This window comes from Streptococcus mitis (assembly GCF_003942995.1).
GTDB classification, from domain to species: domain Bacteria; phylum Bacillota; class Bacilli; order Lactobacillales; family Streptococcaceae; genus Streptococcus; species Streptococcus mitis_CV.
In genome coordinates, this window is sequence record NZ_RJOH01000001.1 from 60,981 (window position 1) to 77,110 (window position 16,130).

General features: G+C 37.4%; 17 protein-coding genes and 1 pseudogene. All 18 read left to right on the plus strand.

What is annotated here, in order from left to right:
- Positions 1-93: 93 nt before the first annotated feature.
- The 18 genes and pseudogenes from adcR to D8836_RS00390 all read left to right on the plus strand — a co-directional run bounded on the left by adcR (position 94) and on the right by D8836_RS00390 (position 16,067).
- Positions 94-534, plus strand: coding sequence for a zinc-dependent transcriptional regulator AdcR (gene adcR, locus D8836_RS00305; RefSeq protein WP_001249308.1), 441 nt, complete (start codon positions 94-96; stop codon positions 532-534).
- Complete coding sequence (locus D8836_RS00310; RefSeq protein ID WP_001269496.1) at positions 534-1,238, plus strand: metal ABC transporter ATP-binding protein; 705 nt, start codon at positions 534-536, stop codon at positions 1,236-1,238. Before adcR ends, D8836_RS00310 begins: the two co-directional genes overlap by 1 nt.
- A complete protein-coding gene (locus tag D8836_RS00315; protein ID WP_045612455.1) occupies positions 1,231-2,037 on the plus strand; it encodes a metal ABC transporter permease in 807 nt (268 codons plus the stop codon). Before D8836_RS00310 ends, D8836_RS00315 begins: the two co-directional genes overlap by 8 nt.
- Positions 2,038-2,046: 9 nt before the next feature.
- Entirely contained in the window at positions 2,047-3,552 is a 1,506-nt protein-coding gene (adcA, locus tag D8836_RS00320; RefSeq protein WP_084926284.1) for a zinc ABC transporter substrate-binding lipoprotein AdcA, read from the plus strand.
- 284 nt (positions 3,553-3,836) lie between these two features.
- On the plus strand, positions 3,837-4,988 hold the full coding sequence (locus tag D8836_RS00325) for an iron-containing alcohol dehydrogenase (RefSeq protein ID WP_125392833.1): 1,152 nt from the start codon (positions 3,837-3,839) through the stop codon (positions 4,986-4,988).
- Between the two features lie 150 nt (positions 4,989-5,138).
- Positions 5,139-6,023, plus strand: coding sequence for an SPFH domain-containing protein (locus D8836_RS00330; protein ID WP_004237018.1), 885 nt, complete (start codon positions 5,139-5,141; stop codon positions 6,021-6,023).
- Between the two features lie 420 nt (positions 6,024-6,443).
- Positions 6,444-6,674, plus strand: a complete 231-nt coding sequence (locus D8836_RS00335) for a hypothetical protein (protein WP_125392834.1) — start codon at positions 6,444-6,446, stop codon at positions 6,672-6,674.
- Between the two features lie 58 nt (positions 6,675-6,732).
- A pseudogene (locus D8836_RS11515) lies at positions 6,733-6,810 on the plus strand (CPBP family intramembrane glutamic endopeptidase); the annotation flags it as partial.
- A gap of 55 nt (positions 6,811-6,865) precedes the next feature.
- On the plus strand, positions 6,866-7,162 hold the full coding sequence (locus D8836_RS00345) for a bacteriocin immunity protein (RefSeq protein WP_185761568.1): 297 nt from the start codon (positions 6,866-6,868) through the stop codon (positions 7,160-7,162).
- A gap of 131 nt (positions 7,163-7,293) precedes the next feature.
- Positions 7,294-8,280 carry an oxygen-dependent tRNA uridine(34) hydroxylase TrhO gene (trhO, locus tag D8836_RS00350; RefSeq protein ID WP_125392836.1) on the plus strand — a complete coding sequence of 329 codons (987 nt, stop codon included), beginning with the start codon at positions 7,294-7,296 and terminating at the stop codon, positions 8,278-8,280.
- Positions 8,281-8,506: 226 nt separating this feature from the next.
- On the plus strand, positions 8,507-9,367 hold the full coding sequence (locus D8836_RS00355; RefSeq protein WP_084887743.1) for a DUF4299 family protein: 861 nt from the start codon (positions 8,507-8,509) through the stop codon (positions 9,365-9,367).
- A 157-nt stretch (positions 9,368-9,524) separates the two neighbouring features.
- Positions 9,525-10,448: a helix-turn-helix domain-containing protein gene (locus D8836_RS00360; protein ID WP_020902121.1), complete on the plus strand. Its 924-nt coding sequence runs from the start codon at positions 9,525-9,527 to the stop codon at positions 10,446-10,448.
- Between the two features lie 142 nt (positions 10,449-10,590).
- Entirely contained in the window at positions 10,591-10,812 is a 222-nt protein-coding gene (locus D8836_RS00365) for a hypothetical protein (RefSeq protein WP_000389381.1), read from the plus strand.
- Complete coding sequence (locus D8836_RS00370; RefSeq protein ID WP_033682461.1) at positions 10,809-11,402, plus strand: TlpA family protein disulfide reductase; 594 nt, start codon at positions 10,809-10,811, stop codon at positions 11,400-11,402. The genes D8836_RS00365 and D8836_RS00370 overlap by 4 nt, the downstream gene beginning before the upstream one ends.
- Positions 11,403-11,874: 472 nt before the next feature.
- Positions 11,875-12,738, plus strand: coding sequence for an ATP-binding cassette domain-containing protein (locus tag D8836_RS00375; RefSeq protein ID WP_020902118.1), 864 nt, complete (start codon positions 11,875-11,877; stop codon positions 12,736-12,738).
- A gap of 23 nt (positions 12,739-12,761) precedes the next feature.
- Complete coding sequence (locus D8836_RS00380) at positions 12,762-13,454, plus strand: hypothetical protein (RefSeq protein WP_020902117.1); 693 nt, start codon at positions 12,762-12,764, stop codon at positions 13,452-13,454.
- 8 nt (positions 13,455-13,462) lie between these two features.
- Positions 13,463-14,044 carry a hypothetical protein gene (locus D8836_RS00385; protein WP_020902116.1) on the plus strand — a complete coding sequence of 194 codons (582 nt, stop codon included), beginning with the start codon at positions 13,463-13,465 and terminating at the stop codon, positions 14,042-14,044.
- Positions 14,037-16,067 (plus strand): ATP-binding cassette domain-containing protein, encoded by a 2,031-nt coding sequence (locus D8836_RS00390; protein ID WP_084887745.1) that lies wholly within the window; start codon positions 14,037-14,039, stop codon positions 16,065-16,067. Before D8836_RS00385 ends, D8836_RS00390 begins: the two co-directional genes overlap by 8 nt.
- The last annotated feature ends 63 nt before the right edge of the window (positions 16,068-16,130 follow it).

Below are 16,130 nucleotides of genomic sequence, written 5' to 3' on the forward strand. Positions count from 1 at the left end.
TTGGTTGTGATATAATTAACCAGTAAATAATTTTTCAAAGAATAGTATTTTTCTCTTAAAATAAAGAGAAGTCCAAAAGGAAAGGAGTCAGATATGAGACAGCTAGCGAAGGATATCGATGCTTTTTTGAATGAGGTGATTTTGCAGGCGGAAAATCAGCATGAAATCCTAATAGGTCATTGTACTAGCGAGGTAGCTCTGACCAATACCCAGGAGCATATCCTCATGCTCTTGTCAGAGGAATCTTTAACAAATTCAGAGTTGGCTCGTCGTCTCAATGTCAGTCAGGCGGCAGTTACCAAGGCCATTAAGTCTTTGGTCAAGGAAGGGATGTTGGAAACATCTAAAGATCCTAAGGATGCGCGTGTGATTTTTTATCAGTTGACTGATTTGGCTCGTCCAATCGCTGAGGAACACCATCATCACCATGAGCATACACTTTTAACCTATGAACAAGTGGCGACTCAGTTTACTCCAAATGAACAAAAAGTGATTCAGCGGTTTTTGACTGCTTTAGTAGGAGAAATAAAATAATGAGATATATTACGGTAGAGGATTTATCCTTCTATTATGATAAGGAGCCCGTTCTTGAACATATCAATTATAGTGTTGATAGTGGGGAATTTGTTACCTTGACAGGGGAGAATGGGGCAGCTAAGACGACACTCATCAAGGCCAGTCTTGGAATCCTCCAGCCACGCATTGGAAAGGTGACCATTTCAAAGACAAATACGCAGGGTAAGAAATTGAGAATAGCCTATCTTCCTCAACAGATTGCCAGTTTTAATGCTGGTTTTCCAAGTACGGTTTATGAATTTGTCAAATCTGGTCGCTATCCACGAAAGGGTTGGTTCCGTCGTTTGAATGCTCATGATGAGGAGCATATCAAGGCTAGTCTGGACTCAGTTGGGATGTGGGAACACCGAGACAAACGCTTGGGTTCTCTATCTGGGGGACAAAAGCAGCGAGCGGTGATCGCGCGTATGTTTGCTTCAGACCCAGATGTATTTATCCTAGATGAGCCAACAACGGGGATGGATGCAGGAAGTAAAAATGAATTTTACGAACTCATGCACCACAGCGCCCATCATCATGGCAAGGCTGTTTTAATGATTACCCATGACCCTGAAGAAGTTAAGGACTATGCGGACCGCAATATCCATCTAGTGCGTAACCAAGACTCGCCATGGCGTTGTTTCAACGTTCATGAGAATGATCAGGAGGTGGGCCATGCTTAGTTTATTATCTTATGACTTTATGCAGCGTGCCTTTCTGGCTGTTATTGCCATGAGTCTTTTCTCTCCAGTATTGGGAACCTTCCTAATCTTACGCCGTCAGAGTTTGATGAGCGATACCCTTAGCCACGTCTCGCTGTCGGGTGTAGCTTTTGGTCTGGTTCTGGGGATTTCTCCGACTATTTCAACTATTGCTATTGTCTTGATTGCGGCAGTCTTCCTGGAGTATCTCCGTACGGTTTACAAGAACTTTATGGAAATCGGGACAGCTATCCTCATGTCAACAGGTCTGGCTGTTTCTCTGATTGTCATGAGCAAGGGTAAAAGCTCTAGTTCTATGAGTTTGGACCAGTACCTTTTCGGCTCAATCGTGACTATTAGCGAAGAGCAGGTCATTTCCCTCTTTGTCATTGCGGCGGTTGTCTTGATTTTGACCTTCCTCTTCCTTCGTCCTATGTATATCCTGACCTTTGATGAGGATACGGCCTTTGTGGATGGCTTGCCAGTTCGTACCATGTCCATTCTTTTTAACATGGTGACGGGGGTGGCCATTGCCCTTATGATTCCAGCTGCGGGAGCTCTTCTGGTATCGACCATTATGGTCTTGCCAGCTAGTATTGCCCTGCGTCTGGGGAAAAACTTTAAATCGGTTATGCTGCTTGCCAGTGCTATTGGATTTTTGGGAATGGTAGCAGGACTTTACATTTCCTACTATGCAGAAACACCTGCAAGTGCAAGTATTACCATTATTTTTGTAACTGTCTTTTTACTCATTAGTTTAGTAAGACGTTTTATCAAATAGGAGATGAACATGAAAAAAATTAGCTTATTACTCGCCAGTCTATGTGCCTTGTTTTTAGTGGCTTGTTCCAATCAAAAGCAGGCAGATGGCAAACTAAATATTGTGACAACCTTTTACCCTGTCTATGAATTTACCAAGCAAGTCGCAGGAGATACGGCTAATGTAGAGCTCCTAATCGGTGCTGGTACAGAACCCCATGAATATGAACCGTCTGCCAAGGCAGTTGCCAAAATCCAAGATGCAGATACCTTCGTTTATGAAAATGAAAACATGGAAACATGGGTTCCTAAATTGCTAGATACCTTGGATAAGAAAAAGGTCAAAACCATCAAGGCGACAGGCGATATGTTGCTTTTGCCAGGTGGTGAGGAAGAAGAGGGAGACCATGACCATGGAGAAGAAGGCCATCACCATGAGTACGATCCCCATGTTTGGTTATCACCAGTTCGTGCCATTAAACTAGTAGAGCACATCCGTGACAGCTTGTCAGCAGATTATCCTGATAAAAAAGAGACTTTTGAGAAGAATGCAGCTGCCTATATCGAAAAATTACAAGCCTTGGATAAGGCTTATGCAGAAGGCTTGTCTCAAGCCAAACAAAAGAGCTTTGTAACGCAACACGCAGCCTTTAACTATCTCGCCTTGGACTATGGACTCAAACAAGTCGCTATCTCAGGACTTTCTCCAGATGCCGAGCCATCAGCTGCTCGTTTGGCAGAATTGACAGAGTACGTCAAGAAAAATAAAATTGCCTATATCTACTTTGAGGAAAATGCTTCACAAGCCCTTGCTAACACACTTTCAAAAGAGGCAGGTGTCAAAACAGATGTCCTCAATCCTTTAGAAAGTCTGACAGAAGAGGACACCAAGGCTGGAGAAAACTACATTTCCGTGATGGAGAAAAACCTCAAGGCTCTGAAACAAACAACGGACCAAGAAGGCCCAGCAATTGAGCCTGAAAAGGCAGAGGATACCAAGACAGTTCAAAATGGTTACTTTGAAGATGCAGATGTCAAGGACCGCACCTTGAGTGACTATGCAGGTAACTGGCAATCAGTTTATCCTTTCCTTGAAGATGGAACCTTTGACCAAGTCTTTGACTACAAGGCTAAGTTGACTGGTAAGATGACTCAGGCTGAGTACAAGGCCTACTATACAAAAGGCTATCAGACAGATGTGACTAAGATTAACATCACTGATAATACTATGGAATTTGTTCAAGGTGGACAAAGTAAGAAATTCACCTACAAGTATGTTGGTAAGAAAATCTTGACTTATAAGAAAGGAAATCGTGGCGTGCGCTTCCTCTTTGAAGCGACAGATGCGGATGCTGGACAATTCAAGTATGTTCAGTTTAGTGACCACAATATCGCCCCAGTTAAGGCAGAACACTTCCATATCTTCTTTGGAGGCACAAGCCAAGAAGCCCTCTTTGAAGAAATGGATAACTGGCCAACCTACTACCCAGATAACCTATCTGGCCAAGAAATTGCCCAAGAAATGTTGGCGCATTGATGAGAAATCGACTAGTTCATAGGAGCTAGTCGGTTTTTTGAAATAGGGGCTGATGTGTAGCCCATTTCATGTGTCGGCGGATAGCCTATAGCTGTTATCTTTGGTAGATGCAATTTTGTTTCAAGGAGCAGAGTATCATATTGGAAAAGGATCTGATAAATAATAATCAAATTTCACTCCTTTTAAAAATATTTGTTAAATATTTCACAAATGATTGAAAACGAATACAAAAAGTAATATAATGATGTTAAATAGATAGCGCGAAGGCGCAGGAGGAAAATTATATGGCTACATTTTATGTTCCGGCAGTCAACCTTATTGGAAAAGGTGTTGTAAATGAAGTGGGTCCTTATATCAAGGAACTTGGCTATAAAAAGGCACTTTTGGTGACAGATAAGTTTATCGAAGGCAGTGATATTTTACCTAAGGTTTTAAAACCGCTAGATGCAGAAGGAATCGAATATGTCATCTTTAGCGATGTAGAGCCAAACCCTACTTGTAAGAATGTCACAGATGGGGTAGCTGCTTTGCAAGAACATGGATGTGATTTTATCATCAGTCTTGGTGGTGGGTCTCCACAGGATGCAGCTAGTTGTATCTCTATCATGGCTACAAATGGTGGAAAACCACAGGATTATGAAGGACTTCATAAATCTGCTAAAAAAGGTCTTCCTGTTGTAGCTATCAATACTACTGCAGGTACATCAGCAGAAATTACCATTAACTATGTGATTACTGATGAAGAACGCAAAGTTAAGATGGTAATGGTTGACAAGAATAGCCTTGCCCTTATCTCTGTTAATGACCCGGAACTCATGCTTTCCAAACCTAAAGGCTTGACTGCAGCTACTGGTATGGATGCTCTGACTCACGCTGTTGAAGCTTTGGTAACACCTGGTGCTTATGATGTGACCAAGAAATTATCTATCGGAGCAATTGAGCTTATCAAGGAATATCTTCCTCGCGCTGTAGCAAATGGACACGATATTGAAGCGCGTGAAGGTATGGTCAATGCCATCTTCCTTGGTGGTATGAGCTTTAACAATGCAGGTCTGGGCTATGTTCACTCAATGGCTCACCAACTCGGCGCAGTATATAATTTGCCACACGGTGTTTGTTGTGCCATGTTGTTACCAGTTATAGAACGTGAAAATGCTAAACGTGTACCAGAAGCTTTCCGCAATGTTGCTAAAGCCTTGGGACTTCATGTAGAAGGTAAATCAGATGAAGAGTGTGCCGACTATGCGATTGCTGAGATTGAAAAGCTTTCTGAGACAGTAGGTATTCCTAAGAAATTGACTGAACTTGGTATTGAAGAAAAAGATTTCGACTTTGAATACCTTTCTAAGAATGCCTTGATTGATGCCTGCGCACCAGGAAATCCATTTATGCCAACCTTAGAAGAAACGATTGAGTTTTATAAAGAGTTGTTTTAGCAAGAGATTTGACGACAATGTGACAATTCACCTCTAATTATTGACATTTCAGGAAAAATCGCAGTAAAAACTGCACATCCTTCTTTAAATGTGCTATAATACAGAAAAAAAATAATGATGGAGGTCGTCGCGATGATAACAACATTTTTGATGATTTTTGTGGTGGTTTGTGTGCTCCTATTGCTGATAGTCACACTGAGTACAGTTTATGTGGTTCGTCAGCAGTCGGTGGCGATTATTGAACGCTTTGGGAAATACCAAAAGGTTGCCAATAGCGGTATTCATATTCGCTTGCCTTTTGGGATTGACTCGATTGCAGCACGAATCCAGTTACGCTTGTTGCAAAGCGATATTGTGGTTGAGACTAAGACCAAGGACAATGTGTTCGTTATGATGAATGTGGCTACTCAGTACCGTGTCAACGAGCAGAGCGTGACAGATGCCTACTATAAACTCATGCGTCCAGAATCTCAGATTAAATCTTATATCGAAGACGCTCTTCGCTCTTCTGTTCCCAAATTAACCTTGGATGAATTGTTTGAGAAAAAAGATGAGATTGCCCTTGAAGTTCAACACCAAGTAGCAGAAGAAATGACTACTTATGGTTATATTATCGTGAAAACCTTGATTACCAAGGTCGAACCAGATGCAGAAGTTAAGCAATCCATGAATGAAATCAATGCGGCGCAACGCAAGCGGGTCGCAGCGCAAGAATTGGCGGAAGCCGACAAGATTAAAATCGTCACTGCAGCTGAAGCCGAAGCAGAAAAGGACCGCCTCCATGGTGTGGGGATTGCCCAACAACGTAAGGCTATTGTGGATGGCTTAGCAGAGTCTATCACCGAACTCAAGGAAGCCAATGTTGGCATGACAGAAGAACAAATCATGTCCATCCTCTTGACCAACCAGTATTTGGATACTTTGAATACCTTTGCCTCTAAAGGAAATCAAACCATCTTTTTACCAAATACGCCAAATGGTGTGGATGATATCCGTACACAAATCTTGTCAGCCCTCCGTGCTGAGAAGAAATAATAGACTAAAGAGCTTGGCAACAGGCTCTTTTTAGTGTTCGTAAGAGATAAGCCTTAGCTTAAATAAGACTATTCACAAAAGTTACTAACAGGTTGTGGATAAGTGTGGATAACTGTCAGTGTTCTGCTGCTACTATTAGTTCACTGAATCTATTTAATAGACCAAACACATATTATTTCCTATAAATTTGGAAGTTAAAAACACTTTAAGTTAGTTATTAACAAATTGTGGAAAAACTTGTGAATTGCTATGGGGATAGAGTGTTTCTCGTGAAACATAAAATTTCTGTACATTTTCCTATTTATACCTGATCTAGTTAGACAAATTAATGCTAAAATAAAAGAGAGGTGTTATTTCCGTAAAACTTGGAAAAGGTTGCTACAGGAATATACAGATTTCTAAAAAAGAAACGTTAGCGGAATGGCAGATGTGATTTTATGGAGTTTTGATTTTACAGATGATCATACTCATGAATCTTTCATGGATAGTGTTGTTTGGAGCGATGAGGATTTTTATCATGTCAGCTTTATTGTGGGAAGATTTACTTCGTTTTCTCCTGAAATTGAGTTTTGTCCAGCCTCTAAACAAAAATTTAAGTTCAGTCTAGATAGGACTAGTATTTCAATGAGATGGTTTATTGTGGCTTGCTAGATTAGTTGCTAAATCGGTAGTTAAGATTAAGTTTTATTTTTTCAAACTTCAATCCTGCTATGCGTTTTATGTTATCCATAGTATTCTAGCGACTCTACCATTTCTGCTGACTTTTTTACATAGGGTGTTTGGGTAAATACTGACGCGAGAGTTAGGAATGATAGCTTTTCAATTTAAGGAGGGAAATAAGAATGACACCATTAAAATGGTTTGCAGGAGGCAGCGAAAGACGTTGTGAAGCCATGACGATCATAGATTATCTATTGGAAGATATAAAGGATACGCCTCAACTGACTCCCTTGAAAAATCTGTTAGTGAGTTATAAAAGACGATTAGAGGACGATGGGACCTCTACTCCATTTATTTTGAGTCAAATGAATGTTGACCTTGCGCGCGTATTGATTGATAACAAGCTAAGTTTGTCAGAAAATCAAGCTGAGCAGATCAAAAAATTGAGAGAACTATCTGCAATTCGCTATGGTTACTGATGAAGTGCAGGGACAGGCCATCTTCTACAATTTCCAGTCAAATAAATTGCATTCGCTTTCTCAAGCAGGTATACTAGTATAGTTAGATGAAAAATTCTGAAAATTTAAGAATAGAAAAGAGAACAAATCTTATGGCAAAAGATATTCGTGTCTTACTTTACTACCTTTACACTCCAATTGAAAATGCAGAGCAATTTGCTGCAGACCACTTGGCTTTCTGTAAATCAATTGGCCTTAAAGGTCGTATCCTAGTCGCTGACGAGGGAATTAACGGAACAGTTTCAGGTGATTATGAAACAACTCAAAAATACATGGACTACGTTCACAGCCTCCCAGGTATGGAAGACCTCTGGTTCAAGATTGACGAAGAAAGTGAACAAGCCTTCAAGAAGATGTTTGTTCGCTACAAGAAAGAGATTGTCCACCTTGGTTTGGAAGACAAGGACTTTGACAACGACATCAACCCACTTGAAACAACAGGTGCTTACTTGTCTCCAAAAGAGTTCAAAGAAGCTCTTCTTGACGAAGATACCGTTGTCCTTGACACACGTAACGATTATGAGTACGACCTAGGACACTTCCGTGGGGCTATCCGCCCAGATATCCGCAACTTCCGTGAGTTGCCACAATGGGTCCGTGACAACAAGGAAAAATTCATGGACAAGCGTGTCGTGGTTTACTGTACAGGTGGCGTTCGCTGTGAGAAATTCTCAGGTTGGATGGTCCGTGAAGGCTACAAAGATGTTGGCCAATTGCACGGAGGAATTGCAACTTACGGTAAAGACCCCGAAGTTCAAGGTGAGCTTTGGGATGGGAAAATGTACGTCTTTGACGAGCGTATTGCCGTAGATGTAAACCATGTCAACCCAACCATCGTAGGGAAAGACTGGTTTGATGGAACACCATGTGAACGTTATGTCAACTGTGGAAATCCATTCTGTAACCGTCGTATCTTGACATCAGAAGAAAATGAAGACAAGTACCTTCGTGGATGCTCACACGAGTGCCGTGTTCACCCACGTAACCGCTATGTTTCAGAAAATGAATTGACACAAGCTGAAGTGATCGAGCGCCTAGCCGCTATCGGTGAAAGCTTGGATCAAGCAGCTACTGTATAAGATTAAACAGTCCTTAGGGGCTGTTTTTCTATGCTTTTTACTCAAAAATTAATACTCAATGAAAATCAAAGAGCAAACTAGGAAGCTAGCCGCAGGCTGTACTTGAGTACGGCAAGGCGAAGCTGACGCGGTTTGAATTTGATTTTCGAAGAGTATAAAGTTTGTTTTTGTATCTTTCAGAAAAATAAGGTATACTATATGTAAACGATTTCAAAGGAGTTCAGTTATGACGAAAACATTTTTTATTCCAAATAAACAGAGCATTTTAGGAGAACAGGAAATTTTGACTGCCAAGTCTATCTTGGCCTTGGTGGATGGTTTGGAGTCGCATAGCTATGATGCTATCTATCTCCGTCAGCCTCTTAATCGTCTTGAGTATATCGAGTGTGCGATAGTGGGGCAATCACAATTTCTTTTTAAGGTCAGTTATGCTGATAGTCAAAAGGCTTACCGTATCGATCTTCCTGACCTACTCACGAAGACAGACTGGCAGATTATCAAATCATTTTTAGATGCTCTGCTTGCTTATACAGGAACTGAGATTGAAGGACTAGATGGTTTTGATTTTGAAGCTTATTTCCAAGCAAGTATTCAAGCCCATCTGACAGACGCTGCAGCCCGTTTTACGATTTGCCAAGGAATTTTTAATCCTGTTTTCTTTGGTCATGAGGACTTGAAAAGCTTTTTAGAGGAAAATGGCTTGGCTCAGTTTGAAGCGCGTGTACGTGCGGTTCAAGAGACAGATGCCTACTTTGCAAGAGTTTCCTTCTATCAGGATGGAGAAGGCCAAGTGCACGGTGTTTACCATCTGGCTCAAGGAGTCAAGACAGTATTACCGAGAGAACCATTTGTTCCTACTGCCTATATTGAGCAATTGGTGGATAAGGAAGTGCAGTGGGAGATTGACTTGGTTCAAATCACAGGAGACGGCTCTAAACCAGAAGACTATGAAGCCATTGTCCGCTTAGACTATGCAAAATTCCTAGAGTCACTACCATCAGCATCTTACCACCAACTAGATGCCAATCAATTAGAAGTGCAACCCATCTTAGACAAAGATTTTAAAGCATTAGCACAAGAAAAGTAAAGCAGAAGCAGGTCAATTGCTATTTAGCGTGCGAAATATGGTTTAGTCTTGTTAAGTTTTGTAATATAAAATTTTAAGAATTGCTTAGTTCAATAAAAAACAGCATAATATAAAAAATATAATATTATTCGGTAACTAATTATCAGGAGATTTTAAGATGGATATCAAGAAGGAAGTAGGTAAAAGAATCCGAATGTTGCGAGAGATGAAACATATCACTCGTGAAACTCTTTGTGATGATGAAACTGAGATAACGGTGCGCCAATTAGCACGGATTGAATCAGGCCAGTCTTCCCCGAGTTTATCCAAGGTAGAGTATATAGCTTACAAACTAGGCTGTTCAATTTCACATATAGTAGATATGGATCATATGATTTTACCCTCCGAGTACTTGATATTAAAGGATAAACTCATTAAGTTTCAAACTTATGGAGATGATGATAGAATCCAAGTTAAGGAAGAGTTGTTTGAAAGAGTTTACGAACACTATTATGACAGTCTACCTGAGGATGAGCAGATTGCAGTTAGTGCCTTACAAGCTAGTTTTGATGTCTTTGTAAGTGAAGATGCAGGTTTTGGCGATGCTTTGCTGGATGAATATTTTGAACAAGTAAAGATAAGGAAAAACTATTCGGTGAATGATTTGCTTCTGATAAAATTGTACTTTGTTTCGTGTTTAGCAAGACCGATTGGGTATCATCATGAACTGTTTTGGATGCTTTCTAAAAAACTTATAAGAGAAACAAATTCATCCGATTTAGAGACAGCTTATATGTTAAAGAGAACAGTGCTTGATTCTTTAGCTGTTCAATGGATGGAAAAATCTTACTCCACTTTTGAGCCTTATGTTAAGGCGATGAACAGGCTGATGATTTTATCGCAGGATTTTCAAAACAAGCCAATTGTTGATATGCTTGAAGCTATGTGTACCTTATTTCATAAACGGGATAAGGAAAAAGCCATCCGCTTATACGATAGAGCTATTATTTGTGCTCAAGCATTTGGAGACCAAGTATTAGAAGCGCGTATATTGGGAGAAAAAGAAAAAGATTTAAAAACTTTTGAGGAAATGGAGAGCTAACATGACATTTTTGTCATGTTTTTTTATTTTTGAAAGCGCTATACTATGATCATAAAGAACAAGAGATAAGGAGGAAAGAAGCATGTTTGGATTTGAAGTATTCTTAAGTCTTAGTTTTTGGTTTTCTGGATAGGAGATAGAAATGGAAGATTTTAGTATCTCGCTAGAGACGTTTACACAAACTCGCCACAGTTTGCTGTTTCGAAATAACACGACGGAGCAAAAGTTGGTACAAATAGAGTTGAATAAGGAACCATTCCGTTTAGCTATTTTAGATGCAGGCGAAGAGCGAGTTTTAATCTTACCAGAAGAATTATCTATTATCGAAAGTTTTAGAATTTCAGAAGTGGAGGACAATCCATGATGTCAAAAAAACATGTTGTAGAGACAATGGTTCTTCTTGTGATAGCATCTTTATTTTTAGCAGGATTTTACTATCAAAACCAGGAATCTCATCATCAAGAAGAAACAGCGCAAGAGCTCCTCTTAAAAAAAGAGGAGGAAATAAACCAATATATTTCAAAAACTAAAAATACAACATTCAAGAATGCATTGTTAACCTCTAATGAGGGAGCACAGGTTCAACTATCAGATTATAAGTTTAGACCAAAGGTTGTGGTATTCTGGGCTAGTTGGTGTCCTGATTGCCAAAAAGAGCTCCCAATCATTCAGCGCCTTTATGATAAATACCAAGATAAAGTTGATTTCTTTATGGTGGATATAGTTGATGGGGAACGTGAAACACTTGAAACCTCTCATCAATTTTTAAGGAATCAGGGTTTTACCTTTCCAGTTTATATAGATCAAGATTTACAAGCTTTTAAGTTTTTTGATGTAAAAGCTATTCCAACAATATTTATAGTGGATAAAGATGGGATAGTGAAACAAATTTATGTAGAACAAGGAAGCGAAGAAATCTTGTCTAAAGATTTAAAACAGTTAATAAATGACTGAAATGAGAATCTCATTTGGTTATTATAAAAAATTTTTTAAAAGGAGGGTTTTCTGATGAGAAAACTAACTGGACGTGTCAAAAGACACATTGTAGCAGGTCGCTTTTGTATTATAGGTCTTCGATATGGAGTAGGCATATTTTGTTGGGATTAAATAGGAGGATGAAGTAGTGAAAAAACTAAGTAACAAAAATAAACAGCACATTGTAGCAGGTCGCTTTTGTATTATAGGTCTTCGATATGGAGTAGGTATATTTTGTTGGGATTAAAAGGAGGGTTAAGTAATGAAAAAACTAAGTAATAAACATAAAAAACACATTGTGGCAGGTCAATTTTGTGCTGTTTCACCACTCGGTATTTATGGAATGCTCACAGGTATTGGGTTCTTCTGCTGGAGTTAACGTAATCTAAAAATCTCTGGCAGGGTTCATTCCTTGTCAGAGACTTTTTAATATAATGAACGGAGAGAAACTATGAATCGTGTGATTTTAAGTCTTAAAAATATTGATAAAACATATGGGAAAGAACAGGTTTTACATAATATTTCCTTTGATATTGAGCAAGGGGAAATATGTGGTCTTATCGGTGAAAATGGTGCAGGAAAGACAACCTTAATGAGAATTCTTCTAGGACTAATTCAAGCTGATAAGGGAGAAATTGAGAGTGTTTCGCAGCATAAGATTGGTAGTATTATCGAATCACCTGCCCTCTATCCAAACTTGACTGGACGTCAACACCTGCAATATTATAAAACAAGATTTGGTTTAAAGACAGATATCACAAAAATGTTGGAATTGGTTCACTTGCCGGAACCGTCATGGGATCGAAAAGTAAAAAACTATTCCCTTGGAATGAAGCAAAGACTATCGATAGCAATTGCGCTTTTGGATAATCCAGAGCTTATTATCTTAGATGAACCAGTGAATGGTTTAGATCCTCAAGGGATTTCAGATTTAAGAAAAATGATTTTGAATTTACGGGATCAGTTAGGAGTTACTTTTTTAATCTCGAGCCATATTCTGTCAGAATTGGAATTTATAACAGATAAGTATATCATCATGAAAAAAGGAAAGATTCTAAATGTGATGAGTTCAAAAGAGCTAGCAAATGATTTGTCAGAAAAGCTCTTCCTTAAGACGAGTAATAATCAGATTCTAAAAACGTTTTTAAAAGAAGAGGGCATTGTTCATTTTGAGCAGGATGACTATCTGGTTGTGCCAGAAAAGGAAAAATTAATGGCTATCTTGGAATATAGTGTCGTGTCAAATCTAGTGATACAGGATATTTATATTAAGAAAGAACGCTTTGAGGACTACTATTTGCATAATATTATCTGATGATTTAAGAAAGGAGGAGAGTCATGAATTCTCTTAAAGCAGATATGTATAAATTTTACTGGGAAAAAAGAGGAGTACTTCCTAGTTTGTTGATAGGATTATTGATTTTGTTATTCTCCTTATTTTTTAAGTCATCGAATGAAGATGAACCAGCATTTCGAGTATTGATTTCAAATGTGAGTGGTTTTATTCCTTTGCTTTTTATCTCTACTAATTTATTTTTCTGGGGGGAAGATTATAGTTTCCGTACGATTAACATTCTCCTCACAAAAGAAAAACAACGTTGGAAGTTATTTTTATATAAAACTTTGGGAGCCTTTTGTTTGTCTTTCCTATATGTAACTATTTTTTATAGTTTAACAGCCCTCGTCTATTTGGAGGGAGACTTGGTGTTGATTGTTTCGACATTTTTACATCAACTACCATACTATTTGGTTATTATCAGTATCTCATTATTAATTTTTCAAATATTTGATAAGGTTTATGAATCATGTATGATTTATATACTCTATATTTTACTGTTTGATAACCTATTGGTTTATGTCCTTCCAAACTCTGGTGAGAGTGTGAGAGACTATTTATTAATGACTTTAAATTTGAAAACTTCCCCTGGAGTAAGTCAATTTACCCTTACGAATGTAGGCTATCCTATATTGGTAAGTATAGCAGTGATTGTACTTGCGTTTGTTGTATTCAGTAAAAAAGAATTTAAGTAGGAGTACTAATGATGAAAAAAATAGGAATTGTAATTGGGCTGTTGTTACTGTTTGTAGTGGCTGGAATTTTATTAACCTTAAAACGAGGAGAGACGACAATCAGTGTAAAACAATCGTGGGCTCTTTCTTCTAAAAGTATTAAAACGTTAGAGTTTTATGGTTCAAAGCAAGCAATTGATGTTAAAGTTGTCAAGAGTGAATCAGATGAAACAAGTGTTCAAATAGAAGGAAAAGTTTCCGAAGAATCAGTGAATAACATAACTAAAAACGTTAAAATGAGTTCAGATAGTCTATATATTCCATTTTCACAACATGGCTTTAATTTGGCTTTGAGTTCACAAGGGAAAGACAAGTTATATGTAACCATTTCCTTAGGGAAAAATGCAACTTTCGAAAAAATTTTTGTAGATACTCTTGTTGGCGATGTATCTATTACAGTTCCTAAAGATTTTGATGGAATCTATACTTTGCATACAAATAATACAGGAGAAGTTTTAAAGGTTCCTACGACAAATCAAACTTCGAATAGCGTCATTGAAGTTGATGGTTATAGTAAGATAAGTGTTGAAAAAGGAGAAAATAATGGTTAGTCACTATAAACAAGCAACTTTGCTGGATTGTGGAATGGCTTGTGTAAAGACAATCATTTCTTACTATTTCCCAAAATTAGAACATTTAGATAGTCTACAATTTGATAACAATAACCACCAAGGACTGTCTTTGTTTGATATAGAAGATATACTAAAAAGCTATGGTATTGATGCGGATTCTTATCAAATTGAGACTCCTAGTTTGTTAAACAACGTATCATTTCCTTATTTACTAGTAGTAGAAAGAGCTAGCTTGCCTCATTATATCGTCGTGTTGGATGGAGACAGTAGTTCATTGATTGTTTCTGATCCTGCAAATGAGGAAATTGAGAAAATTTCAAGATTAGAACTTTTTAGTCAGAGTGTAGGAATTGTTTTAATTCCTCAAAAGAATGAGAATGTTAATTCAGAAGATAGAAAAGATATTGTTACGATAAGCTATGCAGATAAGTTATATCATAGATTTCTAGCTTCACTTGGTTGGAAGAGAAAATTGGCAATCTTTTTCTTGGGATTAGCTAAAATTAGTTTACCTATTGCTATTGCTTTTTTACTACAAATAACAATGTCTGGTCTACTTAACATTCAGTTTAGTATTCAACTATTTACCCTAGCTTCAATAATATTAGCTTCATATTTGTATTGGCAGTTCTCTATATTAGAAACGAGATTAAAAGGAAAGATTGAGAATAATTTTTTAAATGATATTCTGTCCTCTTTTTATAAGAACCAATTAAATGATTTTTCTTTAACTAAAAATTATGAGTATGTGAGTAGTTATTTTTGGAATTTATTGTTATCAGCAACAGGTATTATGCAAAAATTTTACTTAAAGGTACAGCTTTTAGTGTTTTGTTTGCTACTGTTATTGCTATTAAAATTGAATATTATTATTTTCGCAGTTACATGCGTATCTATAGCTATTCTTGGTTTATATGTCAATTTTGAAATACGAAAAGTTGTAAAAAATCAGCGAGAATTTATTGCTAATAGTTCTAACTTTAGTTCTCTGGTAGAAAATACAATTTATGGTTTGCAAGATATTATAAGTTTCCAAAAATCTAGCGACTTCATCAAAGAATTTGATGAAAGACTCAATGAACTATTGGGAACGAAACTAGATAGTACACATATTACCAATAGATTATTAGCTTCTACGCAGATATTTATTGGTTTAACTGGTTCATTTTTGCTTGCTACTGTAAATATTATTAGAGATTACGCACATATATCGGAGTATACAAATAGTATTTTGATTTTATTACTGTTATCCAGCATTTTAAATTCTTTAATTACATCTTGGGTAGCATTGAAAAAAAGTCAATATTCCTTTGAGTTTATTGGACTAGAGGAAGTAGGGATGGAAAGTAATCTTGCTACCATTCCAGTATCTAAAATTGAACAATTGTCATGCCGGAATTTATGTAAAAAATGGGATGAAAGATTGGTGTTTACTAAATTAAATTTTGAGTTCAATAGTGGTGAATTAACCGTTATTACAGGCGGGAATGGAACTGGGAAATCATCTCTTTTGAATATTATTCAGGGATTATCTTCTCCAACAGAGGGTGATATTGTACTGAATGGAATGGAAAGTTTTTCTACTTTAGAGGAGACTAATATTTTAGATTATTTAAGCGTGTATTCATCTGAATTTCATGTATTCCCTGGAAGTGTTTCAAAAAATATTAATTTCACTCTATTTAATAAGGAAAACTATGAATCAAATAATCTTGATAGTCTGAATCTCAATATAGCTCTAAGTCATCAGATTGATGGGAAAGCCACCAATATTTCGCAAGGTCAGAAACAAAAAATTCTACTCATGAGGAGTTTATCGCAAGAAAAGGACATCTATCTATTTGATGAGCCTACAGGAAATTTGGACAGAAACTCAACTGAATTATTTCTAAATGAGGTTGAGAAATTAGTGAACGAGGAAAAGATTGTTATTGTCGTGACTCATGATAAGGATGTTATTGCTAGAGCAGGTAAAGTTATTAATATGGACGAATTTCATTAAAAGTTAATAAATGGAGATTGGTGGTTTCTAATCTTAATTTTACATATAACTAGTTTGCATAAT

Coding starts and splice junctions, on each gene's coding strand:
- adcA (WP_084926284.1), top strand. CDS start 2,047: ATGAAAAAAATTAGCTTATTACTCGCCAGTCTATGTGCCTTGTTTTTA.
- D8836_RS00355 (WP_084887743.1), top strand. CDS start 8,507: ATGACGAAAACATTTTTTATTCCAAATAAACAGAGCATTTTAGGAGAA.
- D8836_RS00365 (WP_000389381.1), top strand. CDS start 10,591: ATGGAAGATTTTAGTATCTCGCTAGAGACGTTTACACAAACTCGCCAC.
- D8836_RS00380 (WP_020902117.1), top strand. CDS start 12,762: ATGAATTCTCTTAAAGCAGATATGTATAAATTTTACTGGGAAAAAAGA.
- D8836_RS00375 (WP_020902118.1), top strand. CDS start 11,875: ATGAATCGTGTGATTTTAAGTCTTAAAAATATTGATAAAACATATGGG.
- D8836_RS00385 (WP_020902116.1), top strand. CDS start 13,463: ATGATGAAAAAAATAGGAATTGTAATTGGGCTGTTGTTACTGTTTGTA.
- D8836_RS00315 (WP_045612455.1), top strand. CDS start 1,231: ATGCTTAGTTTATTATCTTATGACTTTATGCAGCGTGCCTTTCTGGCT.
- D8836_RS00360 (WP_020902121.1), top strand. CDS start 9,525: ATGGATATCAAGAAGGAAGTAGGTAAAAGAATCCGAATGTTGCGAGAG.
- D8836_RS00330 (WP_004237018.1), top strand. CDS start 5,139: ATGATTTTTGTGGTGGTTTGTGTGCTCCTATTGCTGATAGTCACACTG.
- D8836_RS00370 (WP_033682461.1), top strand. CDS start 10,809: ATGATGTCAAAAAAACATGTTGTAGAGACAATGGTTCTTCTTGTGATA.
- D8836_RS00310 (WP_001269496.1), top strand. CDS start 534: ATGAGATATATTACGGTAGAGGATTTATCCTTCTATTATGATAAGGAG.
- D8836_RS00335 (WP_125392834.1), top strand. CDS start 6,444: ATGGCAGATGTGATTTTATGGAGTTTTGATTTTACAGATGATCATACT.
- D8836_RS00390 (WP_084887745.1), top strand. CDS start 14,037: ATGGTTAGTCACTATAAACAAGCAACTTTGCTGGATTGTGGAATGGCT.
- D8836_RS00345 (WP_185761568.1), top strand. CDS start 6,866: ATGACACCATTAAAATGGTTTGCAGGAGGCAGCGAAAGACGTTGTGAA.
- D8836_RS00325 (WP_125392833.1), top strand. CDS start 3,837: ATGGCTACATTTTATGTTCCGGCAGTCAACCTTATTGGAAAAGGTGTT.
- adcR (WP_001249308.1), top strand. CDS start 94: ATGAGACAGCTAGCGAAGGATATCGATGCTTTTTTGAATGAGGTGATT.
- trhO (WP_125392836.1), top strand. CDS start 7,294: ATGGCAAAAGATATTCGTGTCTTACTTTACTACCTTTACACTCCAATT.